Source organism: Bradyrhizobium sp. WSM1743 (assembly GCF_000473065.1).
Classification (GTDB): Bacteria; Pseudomonadota; Alphaproteobacteria; order Rhizobiales; family Xanthobacteraceae; genus Bradyrhizobium.
In genome coordinates, this window is sequence record NZ_AXAZ01000009.1 from 106,127 (window position 1) to 125,931 (window position 19,805).

The 19,805-nt window shown below is 64.1% G+C and carries 13 protein-coding genes and 2 pseudogenes; 8 read left to right on the top strand and 7 right to left on the bottom strand.

The features are described 5' to 3' along the window. Window positions 1-28: 28 nt before the first annotated feature. Window positions 29-847 (top strand): DUF5984 family protein, encoded by an 819-nt coding sequence (locus YU9_RS0107560; protein ID WP_027572255.1) that lies wholly within the window; start codon window positions 29-31, stop codon window positions 845-847. A gap of 90 nt (window positions 848-937) precedes the next feature. Then, window positions 938-1,849 (top strand): DMT family transporter, encoded by a 912-nt coding sequence (locus tag YU9_RS0107565; RefSeq protein WP_027572256.1) that lies wholly within the window; start codon window positions 938-940, stop codon window positions 1,847-1,849. Between the two features lie 58 nt (window positions 1,850-1,907). On the opposite strand, the gene YU9_RS0107570 is transcribed toward YU9_RS0107565, so the two are convergent. After that, the gene (locus YU9_RS0107570) at window positions 1,908-3,263 is read right to left on the bottom strand and encodes a M23 family metallopeptidase (RefSeq protein ID WP_027572257.1); all 1,356 of its coding nucleotides are present in this window, start codon (window positions 3,261-3,263) and stop codon (window positions 1,908-1,910) included. Window positions 3,264-3,374: 111 nt separating this feature from the next. Further along, a complete protein-coding gene (locus YU9_RS0107575) occupies window positions 3,375-4,064 on the bottom strand; it encodes a peroxiredoxin (RefSeq protein ID WP_084298920.1) in 690 nt (229 codons plus the stop codon). A 195-nt stretch (window positions 4,065-4,259) separates the two neighbouring features. Here YU9_RS0107575 and YU9_RS0107580 point away from each other — a divergent pair, with 195 nt between their 5' ends. After that, entirely contained in the window at window positions 4,260-8,069 is a 3,810-nt protein-coding gene (locus YU9_RS0107580; RefSeq protein ID WP_027572259.1) for a DUF3971 domain-containing protein, read from the top strand. Between the two features lie 202 nt (window positions 8,070-8,271). On the opposite strand, the pseudogene YU9_RS51015 reads toward YU9_RS0107580, so the two are convergent. The 4 genes and pseudogenes from YU9_RS51015 to tyrS all read right to left on the bottom strand — a co-directional run bounded on the left by YU9_RS51015 (window position 8,272) and on the right by tyrS (window position 13,534). Continuing rightward, window positions 8,272-9,953: pseudogene (locus YU9_RS51015) on the bottom strand (methyl-accepting chemotaxis protein). 354 nt (window positions 9,954-10,307) lie between these two features. Continuing rightward, window positions 10,308-10,745 (bottom strand): DoxX family protein, encoded by a 438-nt coding sequence (locus YU9_RS0107595; RefSeq protein ID WP_027572260.1) that lies wholly within the window; start codon window positions 10,743-10,745, stop codon window positions 10,308-10,310. A 219-nt stretch (window positions 10,746-10,964) separates the two neighbouring features. Then, window positions 10,965-12,224, bottom strand: coding sequence for an MFS transporter (locus tag YU9_RS0107600; RefSeq protein WP_027572261.1), 1,260 nt, complete (start codon window positions 12,222-12,224; stop codon window positions 10,965-10,967). A 56-nt stretch (window positions 12,225-12,280) separates the two neighbouring features. Next, on the bottom strand, window positions 12,281-13,534 hold the full coding sequence (gene tyrS, locus YU9_RS0107605; RefSeq protein WP_027572262.1) for a tyrosine--tRNA ligase: 1,254 nt from the start codon (window positions 13,532-13,534) through the stop codon (window positions 12,281-12,283). Between the two features lie 165 nt (window positions 13,535-13,699). Between tyrS and YU9_RS0107610 the strand changes: the two genes are divergently transcribed. The 3 genes and pseudogenes from YU9_RS0107610 (at window position 13,700) to YU9_RS41115 (ending at window position 15,922) form a co-directional block, all read left to right on the top strand. Further along, entirely contained in the window at window positions 13,700-14,803 is a 1,104-nt protein-coding gene (locus tag YU9_RS0107610; RefSeq protein WP_027572263.1) for an anhydro-N-acetylmuramic acid kinase, read from the top strand. Window positions 14,804-14,911: 108 nt separating this feature from the next. Further along, window positions 14,912-15,589, top strand: a complete 678-nt coding sequence (locus tag YU9_RS0107615) for a glutathione S-transferase family protein (protein ID WP_027572264.1) — start codon at window positions 14,912-14,914, stop codon at window positions 15,587-15,589. A 10-nt stretch (window positions 15,590-15,599) separates the two neighbouring features. Then, window positions 15,600-15,922, top strand: a pseudogene (locus YU9_RS41115) (multidrug efflux SMR transporter). A 42-nt stretch (window positions 15,923-15,964) separates the two neighbouring features. On the opposite strand, the gene YU9_RS0107625 reads toward YU9_RS41115, so the two are convergent. Beyond that, complete coding sequence (locus YU9_RS0107625) at window positions 15,965-16,612, bottom strand: alpha/beta hydrolase (RefSeq protein ID WP_025036034.1); 648 nt, start codon at window positions 16,610-16,612, stop codon at window positions 15,965-15,967. Window positions 16,613-16,952: 340 nt separating this feature from the next. Between YU9_RS0107625 and YU9_RS0107630 the strand changes: the two genes are divergently transcribed. Next, window positions 16,953-18,092, top strand: coding sequence for a cysteine desulfurase family protein (locus YU9_RS0107630; protein WP_027572265.1), 1,140 nt, complete (start codon window positions 16,953-16,955; stop codon window positions 18,090-18,092). A 113-nt stretch (window positions 18,093-18,205) separates the two neighbouring features. Continuing rightward, window positions 18,206-19,702 carry a Fe-S cluster assembly protein SufB gene (gene sufB, locus YU9_RS0107635; protein WP_027572266.1) on the top strand — a complete coding sequence of 499 codons (1,497 nt, stop codon included), beginning with the start codon at window positions 18,206-18,208 and terminating at the stop codon, window positions 19,700-19,702. The last annotated feature ends 103 nt before the right edge of the window (window positions 19,703-19,805 follow it).

Here is a 19,805-nt window from a genome sequence, read left to right on the forward strand (position 1 = left end):
AAATCTCATCGCCGTAGAATAGGTCTATGTGTCCCCGTCCGCACAGCTAGGCTTCCTCGTGCTGATTAACTTCACGCTCGCGCCCGTCGAAGAGATTGTCCCTTGGGGAGAGCCGGGTAGCTATCGCCTCCATTGGTTCGGCTTAACCTACGGCGAATATTGGATACAAGCCGGCGAAGCCTCGCTGTTCGAGTACAGCGATCACGCGCGGGGCGTCGCTGCAGAGCGCTATTGTAGCTATCAAGTCGTTCGTCTCTACGAAGACTTGATGGACATGCTCCCCTACATCCTCGAGACAGTTCCTGCTCCGCTCGTACCCTACGTCTCCGGCGAACGGGCGAGAATCTTGCGAAATGCTTGTGACGTGTGGTGTGAGAGACACGACGGCGCCCCTGATGCCGATCGCCTCTATGAATTCGCTGACGCGGCGGTCGCGTGGAGCGGAAAGCGTCATCTTGATAGTTCCTACCTAGCTCCGCCTGCCGATATCGCAATTTGGTCCGATGAAGAGCGTGTGCACATCGAATGGGATAACCGCGACCGACAATTCCAGGGGAAACCGGCGTGGTCAGCGATTCTCGGCTCGCATCAAATGTCGCGAGCCGAATTCATCGACGGGATGAAGTCGTTTCACGACCGGCTCATGGAGCAGATGGCGGCCCGGGTCGATCAGGTCGTGTCAGGCTGTCTTTCGTCCGAGATAGAAATCGATTTGCCGGGATTGATAAGGGAGCACGAACAACGCACACGATCGTTCGATGCTGCCTTGAAGGTTGTTCCGGCTACCGACTGGCAGCAAGCCGAAACAGCTGTCGGTGAAATCCTCACCGCGCGGGACGGGGTCTAACCGCGCCCGAGGTGGGCTGCCATAGACCTCGCTCGCCGGTCGATTGGGGCCGTATAGTCCTGATTGCCACAGCTTCTCGATGCGCCGCACATGACAGTGAACGACAACCGGATCGATGCGCGCGACTGGTCGCTGCTCGCGGTGCTCTCCATCCTCTGGGGTGGCTCGTTCTTCTTCAACGGCGCGGCCTTGCGGGAATTGCCGCCGCTGACGCTGGTGTTCCTGCGTGTCGCGCTGGGCGCGGCCATCCTCGTGCCGTTGCTCCGCATGCAGGGGATCGGCTTTCCCAAGGACCTGACTGGCTGGACGCCGTTCGTCGCGATCGGGCTGCTCAACAACGTCATCCCGTTCTCGCTCATCGTGATCGGCCAGACGTTCATTCCGAGCGGGCTGGCGTCGATCCTGAACGCGACCACGCCGATGTTCACGGTGGTGGTGATGATTGCAGCGGGCGAGGAGGCCTTGCAGATCCGCCGCGTGGCCGGCGTAGCGTTGGGCCTTGCCGGCGTGATCCTTCTGCGCGGATGGGGCTTCGAGACGAGGCCGGGGCAGGGGCTCGGCATCCTGCTCTGCCTCGGCGGCGCATTGAGCTATGGCTTTGCGGCACTGGCGGCACGGCGATTGCTGAAGGACGCAGCGCCGCTGGGGACGGCGACATTTCAACTGATGGCGTCGGCCGTGATGATGGCGGCCGTCGCCGGCGTTATAGAACGGCCATGGCAGCTATCGGTACCGAGCCTTACGACCTGGCTCGCCGTGCTTGGCCTCGCCGCGCTGTCGACGGCGCTGGCCTACATCGTCTTCTTCGAGATCCTGCGACGCTCCGGCGCGACCAATGTCATGCTGGTGACGCTGCTCATTCCCGTCACCGCCATCCTGCTGGGGTGGCTGGTGCTGGGTGAGCCGATATCCACGCGTGAGATCGCGGGCGCGATCGTCATTGGCAGCGCGCTGCTGGTGATTGACGGGCGTGCACTCGGCTTGCTGCGCCGTGGCGCGTGAGCTCCCGGCCGCCGGTTTGCGTCTGGCTCTCCCGCTCCGAAAGAGAGAAGCGCAAGCCTTAGCCCGCGCTGAGCCGCACGCCGGCGCGCAGAAATTTCTGCGGGTCCACGGCTTCGCCTTCAATGCGCGTCTCATAGTGCAGATGCGGACCGGTGGAACGGCCGGTCGAACCGACGAGCCCGACGACCTGGCCGATCTTCACGATCTCGCCGACTCTGACATTGATCTCGGAGAGATGTCCGTAGCGGGTCGAAAGCCCGTTGCCGTGGTCGACCTCGACCATGCGGCCGTAGCCGCCGGACCAGCCGGCGGAAACCACCTTGCCGTAGGCGGTGGCGCGGACGGGGTCACCCGTGGCGGCGCGGAAATCGAGGCCGGTGTGCATCGCGGGCCGGCCCAGGAACGGATCGCTGCGCACGCCGAAGCCGGAGGTGAACTCGACCTCGCCGATGACGGGCTTGCGATAGGGCACCAGCGCCAGCGTGCGGTTGAGACGGTCCATCTCGGCGCGCGTGGTGTTGATGCGATAGAGCTGCTTCTCGAACGGGCCGGCATTGGCCGTCAGCTTGACGGGGACGAACGGCCCGCCCATCGCGGTGCGCGGCACGGCGTCTTCGAGATGGGCAAGGTTCAAGCCGAGATCGCTGACCACGCCGCGCATCCGGCGCATGCGTGAATCCATGCTTTCCTCAACGGCGTTGAGCGCCGCCATCTGGCGCCGCTCGACCTGATCAAGCGACGTCGTGAGCCGGACCAGGACGTTGTCGAAACCCTGGTTCTTGGCGAATTGGCTGGTCGGCGCCGCCACGACGGTCGGCGCGCGCGATTCGAGGCGTGCTTCGCGATCCGGCGGCGCCACGAAGATGACGGTGTCGCTGATCGGCGACGGCTTTGGCGTGGTCTGGCTCGAATCGCCGCGCTGCGGGGCGGAGCGGGGAATCGAGCCGGTCACGTCAGGCATGGCCCCGAGCGCCGTCGCCCGGGACTCCAGCGCCGTCTGGCGCTTCATGATCTGGTCGAGCTTCTGGTCGAACTGCTCCTGGTCGAGCAGCTGGCGGCTGGTGGTGCGGTCGACCTTGGCGCGCAGCTCGGCGATGCGATCCTCATAGGCGTATTGCATCTCGGCCTGGCGGGCGATCAGCCGGGTGAGGACGTCATCACGGAACGCAAAATAGGTGGCCGTCGCGGCCGACCACAGCCCGAGCAGCACGATCGTGCCGACCACGATCCAGAACACCACGGGGCCAAAGCGGACCTGCTTGCCGGCATGGACGATGGTGTAGGCATCGTCGGTCGCGGGAAGGGGAATCGCGGTTGCGGCCGCCGCGGCGGCCGGTCGGCGCTGGAAGGCCCGTCCGTGGTCGTGTGGATGATGTTTGGGGTACTGCGAATATTGGGCAGAACTTTTCGACATCGGCACTCCCGCGCCGGTCGGATGGGTTCCTTGCGGCCTAATTGCCGCAGCAATCTGGGCCGGTCATGGTTAATTTTCCGGAAACGGGAGCATTCGAATTTAAAGGACTGGTTAAAGACTTCTTGCCGCTTCCAGCACCTCATAGGCATGGCCGTCGACCCGGACATTGCGCCAGACCCGGGCCACTTTGCCGTCGGCCTCGACTAACACCGTGGTACGAAGAATCCCCAGGAAGTTCTTGCCATACATGGATTTTTGGCCCCAGGCGCCATAGGCCTGCAGCATCTCATGTTTCTCATCCGAGATGAGGGGCACGCCAAGCTTGTGCTTGTCGCGGAATTTCTCCTGGGCCTTTAACGGATCGGCGGAGATGCCGAGCACGGCGGTGCCGGCGGCAGCGAAGTCGCCGGCCAGGCGGGTGAAATCGATCGCCTCCCTTGTGCAGCCGGGGGTGTCGGCCCGGGGGTAGAAGAACAGGACGAGCTTTCGGCCGGCATAGTCCGCCAATGTGACCACGTCGCCGCCGTCGCGGGGCAGGCGGAACGCGGGGGCCTTTTGGCCCTCGGCCAAGCCCGACTTCGCCGCAGCGGGTGGGGAGGCCGATTTGGATGACTTTAACTGTTTCGATGCGGCCTCATGTGATCCTGCTTTTGCTATGGTCCCGGTTGATTTGCTTGCCGGTGTCCGCTGTGTTTTCGCGGACCTTGCTTGAGTTGATGCCCGCGTTTTTGCGGTCTTCGTTTTGGCGGTCGGACTGCCGGAGGACGTTTTGGACGATTTCTTTCGGGATTTCTTGGACATACGCCTTCCTTTCGACGCTTTCGGCGGGTCAACCGAAGCGGTATTGCAGCTCTCGTCCGGCGTGCCGGAATCGCGCCCTCGGCTGGGCAAGTCTGGCGACGCCGGAGTATGGTTACAAGGAATTCCACGCACCACCCCACTGCTCGTTGAACGCGCTCCCGGGGCGAAATGACGAACAGCAGGAATATTCGAGGTATGGCGGCAGTGCCGGCGCAGGGAGCTTCACCTCCCGCGAACGGCTGCGGTCCCGGCGGCGCTCAATCCTATGATGGGCGCCTGTATCGAGAGGCAATGGCAAGGAATACGTCGCCCCAGGACTACAACCGGGATTTCGATCGGCGCGGCGGCCAATATGAGCCGCAGGAATGGGACGACGCCGACTGGGATCCGGATCAGGAAGCGGCGGCGGGCTATCGCGCACGCCGGCTGCTGGCGCGTTCCGGTTCGGGCTTCCATCGGTTCGGTGACGGATTCGGCGCGTTGCGCCGCTGGGTGGGTGGCGGTCGCTGGCTGAAGCGCATGGGCGTGGTCGTCGGCACCCTGATCGTCATTTTTGTCGGCTGCTTTGGTGCACTGTGGTGGCGGCTCGGCGCCGGTCCCATCAATCTGGACATCGCAACGCCGTGGCTGGCCGCCGCGATCGAGGACAATATCGGCCACGGCAACACGGTTGAGATCGGCGGCACCCAGATCGAGCGCGCCGGGCGGGTCCGCATCGCCGTCCGCATCCGGGACATCATCGTTCGCGATCGCGATCACGCCATCGTCGCCAGCGCGCCGAAGGCCGAGGTGAAGCTGTCAGGCGCGGCCCTCTTGATGGGGCACCTCCGTGCCGAGAGCCTCAATCTCGTCGATGCCGAGCTCGCAATCCGCATTGCGCCTGACGGCACCGTCACTGTGTCCGCCGGCGATACCGCAAAGCCGCTGGCGACCGGCGTCGCGTCCAAGAAGGACGCGGGCCTGCCGCCGACATTCCCGCGTAACGGTGTCCCGCCGCCGCCATTCGCGACCGCGCCTGCGAGCCCGGAGGTATCACAGGCCACACCGCAGGCGACCGCGCAGAGCGGCATCCTCCAGGGACTCGATTGGCTCGACAGTTTGAGCATGACCGGACTCGACGGCCAGAACCTCAACGAGATCGGTCTGAAGAACGGCAATCTGATCGTCGACGATCAGCAGCGCGGCAGCAAATGGTCGTTTGAGAACATCACGCTCAGCCTGCGCCGGCCGAGCCGTGGCGGCGTCGCGCTCAGCCTCGGCGAGGAGGGCGTGCGTCCGTGGATGCTGCGCGCCACGATCGGCCCAGCCGAGAACGGCGTGCGCTCGGTCGACATCAAGGCCGACAAAGTCTCGACCTCCAACATCTTGTTGGCGCTGCGGGTGAAGGACCTCACCTACACCGCCGACCTGCCGCTGACGGGCGAGCTCAAGGGCGAGCTCGGCCGCGACGGCGTGCCGACGTTTTTCCGCGGCAAGATCGCGGTCGGCGCCGGCAACATCATCGATACCGACACGCCCGACTATCCCATGGCAATCGACTCGGCCGAGATCAATCTCGAGTGGGATGCGAACCGGCGGGTGCTGGTCGCACCATTCAAGATTCTCTCCGGCGCGAACCGCCTGACGCTGCTGGGTCATCTGGAGCCGCCCAACGGCACGACCAATGACTGGCAGCTCGGCTTCAGCGGCGGTTCGATCCTGCTCGGCGGCATCGACAACGAGCCGCCGCTCGTCTTCAACCGCATCGCCATCGGCTTCCGCTTCGACACCGACCACAAGCGCATCTTGCTGACACAGGCCGATGTCTCCAACGGCGAGATCGGCGTCGCCGGCACCGGGGCCATCGACTATTCCGGCGAGCCGCGGCTCACTCTCGGCTTTGCAGGAACGCCGATGTCGGCCTCCGCCCTGAAGCGGATGTGGCCGACGCTGATCGTCCCCGAATTGCGTGAATGGGTGATCGAACGGATCGAGCGCGGAACGCTGCAGCGCATCGAGATCGGCGTCAACTCGCCGACGAGGAACCTGCCGCGCAAGGGCCCGCCCATTCCGGACGACGGCCTGTCGGTGAATATCGTCGCAAGCGGCGTCGCAGTCCGCCCCGTGGATGGCATGCCGGTGGTGCGCGATGCTGATTTGAAGGCGCGCGTGACCGGGCGCACCGCGACCGTAAACATCGGGCAGGGCGTTGCGGATACGCCCTCGGGTCGCAAGGTCACGATCTCCGACTTCGTGTTCGAGGTACCTGACATGGCGCCCAAGCCGTCGCCGTCGCGGAGCAGGTTCCGTGTCGAAGGCCCGGTGCCTGCAGCCGCTGAGATGCTTGCCAATGATCGGCTGAGCGATCTGTCGGCAACAGTCGTCGATCCCAACACCAGCAAGGGAACGTTCTCCGCGAACATCCAGCTCGGCATGCCGGTCAAGGGCGAGCTGACCAAGGCTGACACCACTTATGCCGTCACCGCCGAGCTCAACGGCTTTGCCGCCGACAAGCTGGTGATGAACCAGAAGCTGGAGGCCAACAACCTCAAGATATCAGCCAATAATCAGGGCTATCAGGTCAAGGGCGACGTCAAGATCAACGGCCAGGCAGCTTCGCTCGACTATCGCAAGCCGGCCGAGGGCGATGCGGATGTCAGATTGCAGACGACGCTGGACGATGCCAGCCGCGCACGTCTCGGCTTCGATCTCAGCCCCGCCGTCAGCGGATCGCTGCCGATCAAGCTGTCCGGCAAGATCGCCAGCGGTCCAGAGCAGACGACGAAGCTCGGCGTCGAGGCCGATCTGACTTCGGTCAGGCTCGACAACATTCTGCCCGGCTGGGTCAAGCTGCCGGGTAAATCGGGCAAGGCCACTTTCAAGGTGGTGCCGACGGCGCAATCGACGCGGCTGGAAGACATCGTCATCGAAGGCGGCGGCGCCTCGATCAAGGGCTCGCTTGAAGTTGATGCGAACGGCGAGCTCATGAACGTGAATTTTCCGACCTATTCGCCGTCTGACGGCGACAAGACCTCATTGAAGGCCGAACGCGGTCAGGACGGCGTGCTGCGCGGCACCATGCGCGGCGACGTCTTTGATGGCCGTGGCTTCCTGAAATCGGCAATCTCGGGCAATTCGAAGGATGACGGCAAGAACAAGATGAAGAACGTCGATTTCGATATCGACGTGAAGCTCGGTGCCGTCGCCGGCTTCAACGGCGAGGCGATGCGCAGCGTCGATGCCAAGATGTCGAAACGCAACGGCGCGATCAAAGCCTTCACACTCAGCGGCAAGATCGGCCGCGACACGCCGGTGGCAGCCGATCTACGCGGCGGCCGTGCGCAGGGCAACCGCGAGGTGATCTACCTCCAGACCAACGATGCCGGCGCGCTGCTGCGCTTCACCGACACCTACACCAAGGCGGTCGGCGGCCAGATGGTGGTGGCGATGGAGCCGCCGACCTCCGAGCCGAACACGGCGCGCGAGGGCCTCATCAATGTGCGCGACTTCACGGTGAAGGGCGAGGCGCAGCTCGAGCGCGTCGCGGCAGGCGCGCCGAACGGGACCGGCAACGGCGTCTCCTTCAGCGCGCTGCGCGCCGAGTTCACCCGGCAGAACGGCGCGCTCACGATCCGCGACGGCGTGGTCAAGGGGCCGATGATCGGCGCCACCATCGAGGGCTCGATCGACTATCCCGGCAACCAGGTCTGCATGAGCGGCACCTTCGTACCGATGTATGGCGTCAACAACATCTTCGGCCAGATCCCGTTGTTCGGCATCTTCCTCGGCGGCGGCAACAACGAAGGGCTGATCGGCGTGACCTACGAGGTCGTCGGCACACCGGCCGCGCCGGTGATGCGCGTCAATCCGATCTCGGCAATGGCGCCGGGCCTGTTCCGCAAGATCTTCGAGTTCAACACCGGCAAGCAGAACTCGCCGTTCGAGGAATTCCCGTCGCAGTCCAACGACGGCTCGACCGGATCGACGCGCCAGCTCTCGAGCGGCTGCAGCCTCGCGCGGCGGTAGGAGAGGGGCGGCCTTCGTTGCAGCTCGAACGCGAGAGGTTGGCTCGCCGCTAGGGAAAAGGTGTGCTCCCTCTCTCGCTTGCGGGAGAGGGTTGGGGAGAGGGTGTTTCCGCAATGGGACAATCCCCAAGAGGAGAAAGCCCTCACCCGGCGCTTTCGCGCCGACCTCTCCCGCAAGGCTTGCGGGAGAGGTGAACGAGCGCCTACGCCGCGCGAACACCTGCCAGGAACGTGCCGACTTCGCCCGAGAGCTGCTCGGCCTGCTTGGAGAGGCTCGATGCTGCTGCGAGCACCATGCCGGCGGCGTTGCCGGTCTCGTTGGCGGCGGTCGAGACGCCGCCGATATTGGTGGTGACCTCCTTGGTCGCCTCCGCGGTCTGCGAGACGCTGCGGGCGATCTCGGCGGTGGCGGCGCCTTGCTCCTCGATGGCAGCTCCAATCGAGGTGGCGATGCGGCTGACCTCCTCGATGGTGGCGGTGATGCCGCCGATGGCGTCCACCGCTTCCTTGGTCGCGCCCTGGATCTGGGCGATCTTGTCGCCGATCTCGCGGGTGGCTTCCGCGGTCTGGCTCGCCAGCGACTTCACCTCGGAGGCGACGACGGCAAAGCCGCGGCCGGCTTCGCCGGCGCGTGCGGCCTCGATGGTGGCGTTGAGCGCGAGCAGATTGGTCTGTGCCGCGATGCTGGAGATCAGCTCAGCCACGTGCTCGATCTGCTGGGCCCCGTCGGACAGCGCGCGCACGATGGTGTCGGTGCGGCGGGCGCTCTCGACGGCGCGGCCGGTGACCTCGGCGGATTGCGCGACCTGACGGCTGATCTCGGTGATGGAGGAGGAGAGCTCTTCAGCAGCAGCCGCGACGATCTGGACGCGCTGGCTGGCCTCCGTGGCGGCGGAGCCGACCACGGCGGCGCGGCGGTTGGTGCCTTCGGCGGTCGACGACATCGACTTGGCGGTGGTCTCCAATTCACCGGAGCCGGAGGCCATCAGGCCGACGAGCTGGCCGACGGAGGCATCGAAGCGGTCGGCAAGCGCGATCAGGGCGTCGCGCTTCTCCTGCTCGCTGCGGGCCTTGGCGGCGACCTGCTCGGCCTCCAGATTGCGTGCTGTGAGCGCAGTCTGCCTGAGGACTTCGAGCGTCTCGGCCATGCGGCCGATCTCGTCGCCGCGATCGGTCTCCTCGACCGGCTTGTCGATGGCGCCTGCGGAAATCTCCTGCATGCGGCTCTTCTGGCGGTCGAGCGCGCCGAGCACGTCGCGGGCGATCAGCCAGGACAGCGTCGCCATCAGCAGCATCAGGCCGATGCCGACCGCGCCGAGCTCCAGCGTCAGCGCGCGCACCTCGGCGTCGATGTCGTCGACATAGAGGCCGTAGCTGATGGTCACGTTCCAGGGTGCGAATTTGCGTGCGAACACGGTCTTGCGGACCGGCTCGGTCTGGCCGGGACGGGGATAGAGATATGAGGTCACGCCGCCCTGCGCGGTCTCGCTGCCGGCCTTGATATCAGCACGCCATTGGAATCCTTCGCGCCGGTGATCTTGCCTTCGAGCTGCTGATTGGCGCCGTTCACGACCAGCGAGCTGTCCTGATTATAGACAACCGGGTAGCCCTGGCCGGCGTTGAAGCTCATGCGGCGGCCACGCTGGTTGAACAAGGTCTTGGCCTCGGCCGGCGTCAGCTTGCCGGCGGTCACTTCGTCCTGAAGCGATTGTGCGTAGTTGTAGAGGAGCTCCACCGCGATCCGCATCTGCTGGACGCGATCCTCCATCATGCGGCTCTTGCTGAGCACGGCCGATACGCCGATGATGGCAGTGACTGTGAGAGCCGCAAGGCAGACCATGCTCGCAAGCTTGGTGCGGATCTTCAGACGGCTCAGCAGCTTCATCACAGCCTCTACGGAATGGTTGTTATTGCTCGCATCGGTAGCATGAAGTTCTTACCAATCGTGAACACAAGGGCGCAGAACCGCGCCGCGCGAAAGCCGCGCTGCAGCCTTATGCGCAAGCCTGCAACCAAACCAACAGGCGTCAGTGCAAGCCAGTGTGGATACCGGAGAGGATTGATCGTTCGCTTTGGTCGTGAGGCAGCCTGATAGGAGCGCTAATGAACCGATTCGGTCACCGCATCGTCATGTTCGTGCTGCTCGTGGCGGCCCTCGTTCTCATCTGGAACGTGCTGGGGGCGCGTTGAGACGGCACCGGCAGATCCGCCGGTGCCATCTTACTTTCAGGTTAGCGCGTCAGCGCCGCGCATAGGCGCCGCCGCCTGCGTCGCTTTCCTTGCCGATCGCGGCATCGACGCTCACCGAGCCGCCGCCGGCCGCCGCGAGATAGAGGCAGGCGAAGCAGAACAGGATCGCGGCGGTGCCGCCGTTGAGCAGCGGCAGGAACACCGACGTCTCGCCCTTGAACATGTGGCCCATGAAGTAGGCGAAGGCCATTTCACCCGAGAGGATGAATGCGCTGAGCCGGGTGAACAGGCCGAGCATCAGGAGCCCGCCGAGCACGAGTTCGATCGCGCCGGCCGTCCAGATCAGCGGCGGGATATTGGCGAAGTAGGGAAGCACCGGAAACTTGAACAGCTTGGCGACGCCATACTGGAACAGCAAGAGGCCGGTGATGAAGCGAAACAGGCTCAGGAGAACCGGTTGAAAGCGAGTGAGATAGGGAAAGTTCATTGGTTTGCCCTCCATCCAATGCTGCGACTTGGACCGTATTCGGTTCTGCCTCGCAAGCCATCCAGGGTCAATTCCGCGCTGACATTTTCGTCATGTCCGACAAAACGCCGCAGGCCCAGCTTTCAGCCGCGCGCGACTCGCATTTTTTGCACGCGTTCACGCCGTAGCCATCAGTAGTTCCCCGGTGACGCGAATTCGCGCAAGTTACCTCTGAGAGACCTACTCCCGCAAAGCGGGGACGGCCAGGAACGGAATCATGCCGAGCACGACGCTCGCAAGTGCGAAGACGAGCAGGAGATTGTAGCCGTGAGTTGCATCGTGAATCAGGCCGCCGCTCCATGAGCCGAAGGCCGAGCCGAGGCCGCTGCCGATCGAGATGGTGCCGAAGATCGTACCAACGCGCTTGCCGCGAAAGATCTTCATCGCGGTTGCAGTGATCAACGGCCCGCGGGAGCCCATCATGCTGCCGAAGCAGACGACGAACCCGGTGAGCAGGATGACGTTCGGATAGTACTGCAGCAGCCAGAGCAGAACGATGCCAAGGATCGAGATCGCGTAGCTAAGCAGCACCGACGGCCGGCGCCCGATCAGGCCGTCGAGCGCGGAGACGCCGAGCATGCCGAACACCAGCACGACGCCGGAGAAGCCCCAAGCGGTGGCAGCCTGGAGCGGCGGGAATCCGGCGTCGATCAGATAGGCCACGATCTGTGCCGCGATGGAATACATGCCGACCGCGGTGAAGAAGAACGTCGAGAACAAGGCCCAGAAGGCATGGTGGCGCATCGCGCTCACAAGCGTCCAGCCGCTGTCGACGAAATCCGGATCGCTTTTCTTGGTGACGTGCGGCGAGCCGGCCGCGAACCTGCGCCAGGGCAAGAGCAGCAGCGGTACCAATAGCCCGAGCGCGGCGAGGCCGAAGACCTGGTAGGTCTCGCGCCAGCCGAGTTGATCGATCAGAAGCTGCGAGGCCGGCAGCAAGGCCAGCACGCCGCCGCCCATCGCCGAATAGACCACCGCCATGGCGGTCGGCAGCTTTGGGCCGAACCAGCGGCCGAGCAGGATCGAGTTGGGCACATTGCCGATGAAGGCAACGCCGATGCCGACGCAGATGCCGATCGAGAGCTGGAATTGCCAGAGTGCTTGCGCATGGCTCGCGATCAGGAAGGCCGAGCCGAGCAGGAACAATCCGAGCGCATAGACGATGCGCGGTCCGGATTGGTCGAACAGACGGCCTACCAACGGCGCGGTCAGCCCGCTGACGAGCCAAGTGAGGGAATAGATCGAGACGGCCTGGGAGCGATCCCAGCCGAGGCTTTCGGAGATTGGCTTGAGGAAGACCGTGAAGCTCTCGCTGAGCCCGCGGCCGAGAACAGCCAGCGTAAAGCACAGGCAGAGCACCACGAGTGCGGTGCGCACCGCGTTCCGCTTGGTGCTTGCGGCTTGTTCCTTGCTCGTTTCCTTGGGCGTGTTCTGGTCCATTGCCGTCAGGGAGCGCGCTTCGGCGTGCCCTGACAAGCAGTGAAAAGCTCATACGCCTATGCAGGCTTGATGAGCACGTGCTTCTTCTTGCCGAAGGACAGCTTGATCACGCCTTCCGGCGTGAGATTTGCCGCGGAGAGTGCCATCTTCTCGTCGGTGACGGACGCGTCGTTGACGCGCAGGCCGCCGCCTTTGATCTGCCGCCGTGCTTCGCCGTTGGAGGTGACGAGGCCAGCTTTCACGAAAGCGTTGAGCACGCCGAGGCCTGCGTCGAGCTCGCCGCGCGGAATTTCCACCGTGGGCAGGCTTTCGGCGAGCGCGCCTTCCTCGAAGGTGCGGCGCGCGGTCTCCGCCGCTTCGTTCGCGGCGTCGCGGCCGTGCAACAGCGCTGTCGCTTCCGTGGCCAGCACCTTCTTGGCCTCGTTGATCTCCGAGCCGCCGAGCGCCTCGAGCTTCTTGATCTCAGCGATCGGCAACGTCGTGAACAGTTTCAGGAACTTGCCGACATCAGCATCCTCGGTGTTGCGCCAGTACTGCCAGAAATCGTACGGGCTGAACTGGTCGGCATTGAGCCAGACCGCGCCTTGCGCGGTCTTGCCCATCTTGGCGCCGGAGGCGGTGGTCAGCAGCGGCGTCGTCAGAGCGAACAGCTGGTGGGTGCCCATGCGGCGGCCGAGATCGACGCCCATGATGATGTTGCCCCACTGATCCGAGCCGCCCATCTGGAGGCGGCAGCCGGTGCGCTTGGCGAGCTCTACGAAGTCGTAGGCCTGGCAGACCATGTAGTTGAACTCGATGAAGCTCATCTCGTGCTCGCGCTCGAGACGCAGCCGCACGGAGTCCATGGTCAGCATGCGGTTGACCGAGAAGTGCCGGCCGACGTCGCGCAGCATCTCGATCCAGTTCAGCTTGGTCAGCCACTCCGCATTGTCGAGCATGACGGCATCGCTCGCACCATTGCCGTAGCGCAGCACCTTCGCGAACACGCCGCGGATCGATTCCTTGTTGCCCTCGATCTCGGCAATGGTGCGCATCGCGCGCGTCTCATCCTTGCCGGAGGGATCGCCCACCATGGTGGTGCCGCCGCCCATCAGCGTGATCGGCTTGTTGCCGGACTGCTGCAGCCAGTGCAGCATCATCATGGTCAGGTAATTGCCGATATGCAGCGAGCGGGCGGTGCAATCGTAGCCGACATAGGCGATTGCTTCGCCCTTGGCGGCAAGCGCATCCAGCCCCTCGAAATCGGAGCACTGGTGGATGAATCCACGTTCCTGCAGGATATTGAGGAAATCCGATTTAAATGCAGTCATCTGTCGGCGTGCCTGACAATTCTTAGTTTACTGTTTCGGGAGCAATTTAAGGGTCTTGCGTGGGAACCCGATGGCTGCCCGCCACTTGGCGCTGTGGCATTATAAGATGTGTCCCTCTGGCACAAGATCGGCATGCCAGGGCGGGTCTCTTGAGGACGCTGATCCATGATGTTGACGGCACTCGGTTTGATGAGCGGCACCTCGCTGGACGGGGTGGATCTCGCGCTGATCGAAACCGATGGAAAACAGCTGAAGGCATTCGGGCCGTCCGGTTACCGGCCGTACAGCCCGGCCGAGCGCAACCTGCTGCGCCAGGCACTGAGCGAGGCCGTCCATCTGCAGCAACGCGACGCCCGCCCGGGCATTCTGGCCGAGGCCGAGCGTGCGGTGACGCGGGCCCATGCCGAGGCGGTCGCTGCCTTCCTCGCCCAGAACCGGATGAGGGCGGAGGACATCGACATTGTCGGCTTCCACGGCCAGACCGTGCTGCACCGGCCCGAAAAACGGCTCACGGTGCAGATTGGTGACGCGCCGGCGCTGGTCAGGGCGATCCATATCCCCGTGATGCACGATTTCCGCGCCGCCGACGTCGAGGCCGGCGGGCAGGGCGCGCCGCTCGTGCCGGTCTACCACCGGGCACTGGCTCATTCGCTCCAGCGCGAGGGGCCGATCGTCGTGGTCAATATCGGCGGCGTCTCCAACATCACCTATATCGACGGCAATGACACGCTGATCGCCTGCGACACCGGTCCCGGCAACGCGCTGCTCGACGATTTCATGTATCGCACCATGAACCAGGCGTTCGATGCCGAAGGCAGGTTCGCCGCGCTCGGCAAGGTCGATGAGTCCTGGATCGCACGGGCGCTGGAGCTGCCGTTCTTCGCGGCTCTGCCGCCGAAATCGCTCGACCGCAACGATTTTGCTGCCTTGAGACTCGGCGACATGCCACCGGCCGACGGCGCGGCGACGCTCACCGCCTTCACCGCGGCCGCGATCGCCCGCGTCATCCCGCTCTTGCCGCGCCGGCCGCGAAGCTGGATCGTCTGCGGCGGCGGCGCCCGCAACCTCACGATGTTGCGCATGCTGCGGGAACGGGTGGGCTCGGCCACAGTCGAGGCCGCGGAGACGCTCGGCTGGGCCTCCGATGCCATCGAGGCGCAGGCGTTCGGTTTTCTCGCCGCGCGCGGGCTGAAAGGCCTGCCGCTGTCCTATCCCGCGACGACGGGCGTGCCGATGCCGATGACCGGCGGGGTGATCGCGCGGCCCTGAAGATGACCACCTGAGGTCACAGGCAGTTGATGCAGGCGCATCCAACTTGACGAGAGCATGCAAATGCATCTATTTTGGATGCAGTTGCATCTAACCGTCGGGATCGCCATGACCGCTTCACTGAAATTGATCAGCCACAAGCTTTGTCCCTACGTGCAGCGCGCCGTGATCGCGCTGAAAGAGAAGGGCGTGCCGTTCGAGCGGATCGATATCGACCTTGCCAACAAGCCGGACTGGTTTCTCAAGCTGTCGCCGCTCGGCAAGGTGCCGGTGCTGGTGGTGACGACGGAGCAGGGCGAGGTCGCGCTGTTCGAGAGCAACGTGATCTGCGAGTACATCGAGGAGACGCAAGCCGGCGCGAAGCTGCACCCGGCCAACCCATTGCAGCGCGCCGAGCACCGCGCCTGGATGGAGTTCGGCTCCGCGATCCTCGGCGATCTCTGGGGGCTGGAGACCACGGCCGATCCGGCGACGTTCGAAAGCAAGCGCCAGGCGCTCGCTGCGAAATTTGCGCGGGTCGAAGCCGCGCTCGGCGCAGGCCCGTTCTTCGCCGGCGATGCGTTCAGTCTGGTCGACGCCGTGTTCGCGCCGATCTTCCGCTATTTCGACCTGTTCGACGAACTGACAGAGCACGGCATCTTCAACGATGTGCCGAAGGTCCGTGCCTGGCGCGCAGAGCTCGCCAAACGCCCGAGCGTGCGCAGCGCGGTCGGGGCAGACTATCCGCAATTGCTGCGCGCCTTCCTCGTCCGCCACGACGCGCACCTGCTCAAGCTTGCGGCCTGAGAGCATGCCGATGTCGCCGTCGATGGCCTGGCTCATGCTCGTGATCGCCGGCGCGCTCGATGTCGGCTGGGCGATCTCGATGAAATATGCGGAAGGTTACACCCGCATCGGCTGGAGCATCGCTTCGCTGGTGCTGCTCGCCGCCTTCGTCTTCCTGCGCGGAGCGCCTTGAAGGTGCTCGAGGTCGGCATTGCCTATTCGGTATGGACCGGCATCGGCGCGGCCGGCACCTTCCTGATGGGCGTGGTGCTGTTCGGCGAGACCCTGAGCGCGATGAAGCTTGCGGGCATCGCGCTCGTCTTAATGGGGATCGTCGCGCTCAAGCTGGCTTGAGCTCGTAGCCCGGAGGCTACAAAGCCTTTGCGCTACAAGGCCTCACCGCACGTTCGCGAGGCGCATGTCCAGATACGCCGTGATGGTCTCCATCAGCGGCTCGAGCTTGGAATCGAAGAAGTGATTGGCGCCGGGGATGATCTGCTGGTCGATCACGATGCCCTTCTGCGTCTTCAGCTTCTCGACCAGGGTGTTGACGTCCTTGGGCGGCACCACCGCGTCCTTCTCGCCGTGCACGATCAGGCCCGACGACGGGCAGGGCGCGAGGAAGGAGAAGTCGTAGAGGTTGGCCGGCGGCGCGATCGAGATGAAGCCCTCGACCTCGGGGCGGCGCATCAGGAGCTGCATGCCGATCCAGGCGCCGAAGGAGAAGCCGGCGACCCAGCAGGCGCGCGCCTCGGGATTGATGGTCTGCGCCCAGTCGAGCGCGGCGGCCGCATCCGACAATTCGCCGGTGCCGTGGTCGAACGAGCCCTGGCTGCGGCCGACGCCGCGGAAATTGAAGCGCAGCACCGAGAAGCCGCGATGCGCGAAGGCGTAGTAACACTGGTACACGATCTGATGGTTCATCGTGCCGTGGAACTGCGGATGCGGATGCAGGATCATCGCGATCGGCGCGTTCTTCTGCTTGGCCGGGTGATAGCGGCCTTCGAGACGGCCAGCAGGGCCGGTGAAAATGACTTCGGGCATCGGTGATCTCTTGATTGATTTCCTGGAGATATGATCCCTAGCAATCAACCGATTGTGGCCTTGTCGGCAGATGCCGACGGAAGCGCAAATGACGGGTGAGAAGGCGCGCCTTGCGGTGATGCGCTGAGAGCGCGCGGTGACTTGACGGTGCGCGTTCTAACATAGGCTGAGGGTCAAAAAGCAAGCATCTTGAACATCGCCCAATCGGTTCAAGACGTTAGCATGTCATGATCGCGTCACGCCGGCCGCTCATTCGGAATCGGGTTGCCAATTGCGTGTCCGCGGCCCATCTCGGGACCGGCGCGAAAGTCCTCTGCGATGTGAGGTAATATCCTACTCTATGCGAACCCGGGTCTATCTTGATTGGAACGCGACCACGCCGCTGCGCCTTGAAGCGCGGGCGGCGATGGTTGCGGCCTTCGACCTGATCGGTAATCCATCCTCGGTCCATGCCGAGGGGCGGGAGGCGCGACGGCTGGTCGAGGAGGCCCGCGCCACGCTTGCAGCTGCGGTCGGCGCGCAGCCGCGCAACGTCGTCTTCACCTCCGCTGGAACGGAGGCCAATGCGCTGGCGCTCTCGCCGGGTTTGCGGGGGCCCTCTCGCGGCCCGGTCGAGCGGTTGTTGGTCTCGGCGATTGAGCATGCCTCGGTGCTGGCTGGCGGCCGGTTCCCCGCGGACAAGATCGGCCTGATCCAGGTCACGCGCTCCGGCGTGGTCGACCTCGATCATTTGAAGGTACAGCTAAGGGCGGGGCCGCCAGCCCTGGTCTCAATCATGGCCGCCAACAACGAGACCGGCGCGCTCCAGCCCATCACTGAGGCCGCAAGCATCGTCCACGAGGCCGGTGCCCTCCTGCATGTCGATGCGATCCAGGCGCTAGGAAAAATCCCGTTCGATATCAATCTGGTAGGTGCCGACCTTGCCACCTTTTCTGCGCACAAGATCGGCGGCCCCAAGGGGATCGGCGCACTGGTGACGACCGAGGGGATAGGCGGTCTGGAACCGGCGCTGCGGGGCGGCGGGCAGGAGCTCAACCGTCGCGCCGGAACCGAAAACGTCGCGGGGATCGCCGGCTTCGGGGCAGCGGTGAAGGCCGCGCTTCAGGCTCTGCCGGAGGATGCGAAGCGCATGTCAAGCCTCAGAGATCATTTGGAAAATGGCCTTCGCGGCACTGCCGGGGCGACGGTTTTCGCGGACGACGTGGCGCGGTTGCCAAATACCGTGCTTTTCACTGCGCCAGGCCTGAAGGCCGAGACGGCTGTGATCGGCTTCGACCTGGAGGGCATCGCGGTCTCCTCCGGCTCTGCCTGCTCCTCAGGCAAAGTCCAGCCGTCGCACGTGCTGTCTGCCATGGGCTATGATCCCGCGGTGGCCCAGGGAGCGGTGCGTCTCAGTCTTGGCTGGTCCACGGAACCAGAGGACATCAATAGGGCGTTAGAGGCTTGGCGAAAGCTTGGTAATACCCTACTTAAGAGCTAAGCGACGAAACACGGCTTGAACGGTTCTAAGCCCGTGCTTTCCGCGGAGATTTATCGTAATACTCGTCCTAGTTTGATCCACCGCGGTCCTTGAAACCGCGAGCGGAGGATGGAATGCCAGCCGTACAAGAGACGGTCGAGCGCGTGAAGCGCATCGACGTCGACCAGTATCGTTATGGGTTTGAGACCCTGATCGACTCCGAGAAGGCCCCCAAGGGGCTGTCGGAAGAGATCGTAAAATTCATCTCACAGAAAAAGAACGAACCCGACTGGATGCTCCAGTGGCGGCTCGAGGCCTATCGGCGCTGGCTGACCATGACCGAGCCGACCTGGGCCCGCGTCGAGTACCCCAAGATCGACTTCCAGGACATTTATTACTACGCGGCACCGAAGCCGAAGAAGGCCATCACCTCGCTCGACGAGATCGATCCCGAGATTCTCAAGACTTACGAGAAGCTCGGCATTCCCCTGCGGGAGGTCGCAATGCTCGAAGGCGTCGAGCCGAAGGTCGGCGAGGAAGACCCGGCGCGCCGCAAGATCGCGGTCGATGCGGTGTTCGATTCGGTCTCGGTTGCGACCACCTTCAAGGCGGAGCTGAAGAAGGCCGGCGTGATTTTCATGCCGATCTCGGAGGCGATCCGCGAGCATCCTGAGCTGGTGCAGAAATATCTGGGATCGGTGGTTCCGACCTCGGACAATTTCTACGCGACGCTGAACTCGGCGGTGTTCTCCGACGGCTCATTCGTCTACGTGCCGCCGGGCGTGCGCTGCCCGATGGAGCTGTCGACCTATTTCCGCATCAACGAGCGCAACACCGGCCAGTTCGAGCGCACGCTGATCATCGCGGACAAGGGCTCGTACGTCTCCTATCTCGAAGGCTGCACCGCGCCGCAGCGCGACGAGAACCAGCTGCATGCCGCCGTGGTCGAGCTCGTCGCGCTCGATGACGCCGAGATCAAATATTCGACGGTGCAGAACTGGTATCCCGGCAATTCGGAAGGCAAGGGCGGCATCTACAATTTCGTCACCAAGCGTGGCGACTGCCGCGGCAACCATTCCAAAATCTCCTGGACCCAGGTCGAGACGGGCTCCGCCATCACCTGGAAATATCCGAGCTGCATTCTCCGCGGCGACAACTCGCGCGGCGAGTTCTACTCGATCGCGATCTCGAACGGCTTCCAGCAGGTCGATTCGGGGACCAAGATGATCCATCTCGGCAAGAACACGTCGAGCCGCATCATCTCCAAGGGCATCGCCGCCGGCAAGTCGCAGAACACCTATCGCGGTCTCGTCACCGCGCATCGCAAGGCGACCGGCGCGCGCAACTTCACGGCCTGCGACTCGCTGCTGATCGGCGACAAATGCGGCGCGCACACCGTGCCGTATATCGAGGCCAAGAACTCCTCGGCGACATTCGAGCACGAGGCGACCACCTCGAAAATCTCGGAGGACGTGCTGTTTTACTGTGTCCAGCGCGGCCTCAGCCAGGAGGAGGCGGTCGGCCTCGTCGTCAACGGCTTCGTCAAGGACGTGCTGCAGCAGCTGCCGATGGAGTTCGCGGTGGAAGCGCAGAAGCTGATCTCGATCTCGCTCGAAGGGTCTGTCGGCTAGCTCCGACCTCATCCTGAGGAGGCCGCGGAACGCGGCCGTCAAGGATGGATACCGGAAAGATTGTTGACCTCACTCCTTCGAGGCGCGCCTTCGGTGCTCCTCA

Coding starts and splice junctions, on each gene's coding strand:
- YU9_RS0107565 (WP_027572256.1), top strand. CDS start 938: ATGACAGTGAACGACAACCGGATCGATGCGCGCGACTGGTCGCTGCTC.
- YU9_RS0107570 (WP_027572257.1), bottom strand. CDS start 3,263: ATGTCGAAAAGTTCTGCCCAATATTCGCAGTACCCCAAACATCATCCA.
- YU9_RS0107575 (WP_084298920.1), bottom strand. CDS start 4,064: ATGTCCAAGAAATCCCGAAAGAAATCGTCCAAAACGTCCTCCGGCAGT.
- YU9_RS0107580 (WP_027572259.1), top strand. CDS start 4,260: ATGGCGGCAGTGCCGGCGCAGGGAGCTTCACCTCCCGCGAACGGCTGC.
- YU9_RS0107595 (WP_027572260.1), bottom strand. CDS start 10,745: ATGAACTTTCCCTATCTCACTCGCTTTCAACCGGTTCTCCTGAGCCTG.
- YU9_RS0107600 (WP_027572261.1), bottom strand. CDS start 12,224: ATGGACCAGAACACGCCCAAGGAAACGAGCAAGGAACAAGCCGCAAGC.
- tyrS (WP_027572262.1), bottom strand. CDS start 13,534: ATGACTGCATTTAAATCGGATTTCCTCAATATCCTGCAGGAACGTGGA.
- YU9_RS0107610 (WP_027572263.1), top strand. CDS start 13,700: ATGATGTTGACGGCACTCGGTTTGATGAGCGGCACCTCGCTGGACGGG.
- YU9_RS0107615 (WP_027572264.1), top strand. CDS start 14,912: ATGACCGCTTCACTGAAATTGATCAGCCACAAGCTTTGTCCCTACGTG.
- YU9_RS0107625 (WP_025036034.1), bottom strand. CDS start 16,612: ATGCCCGAAGTCATTTTCACCGGCCCTGCTGGCCGTCTCGAAGGCCGC.
- YU9_RS0107630 (WP_027572265.1), top strand. CDS start 16,953: ATGCGAACCCGGGTCTATCTTGATTGGAACGCGACCACGCCGCTGCGC.
- sufB (WP_027572266.1), top strand. CDS start 18,206: ATGCCAGCCGTACAAGAGACGGTCGAGCGCGTGAAGCGCATCGACGTC.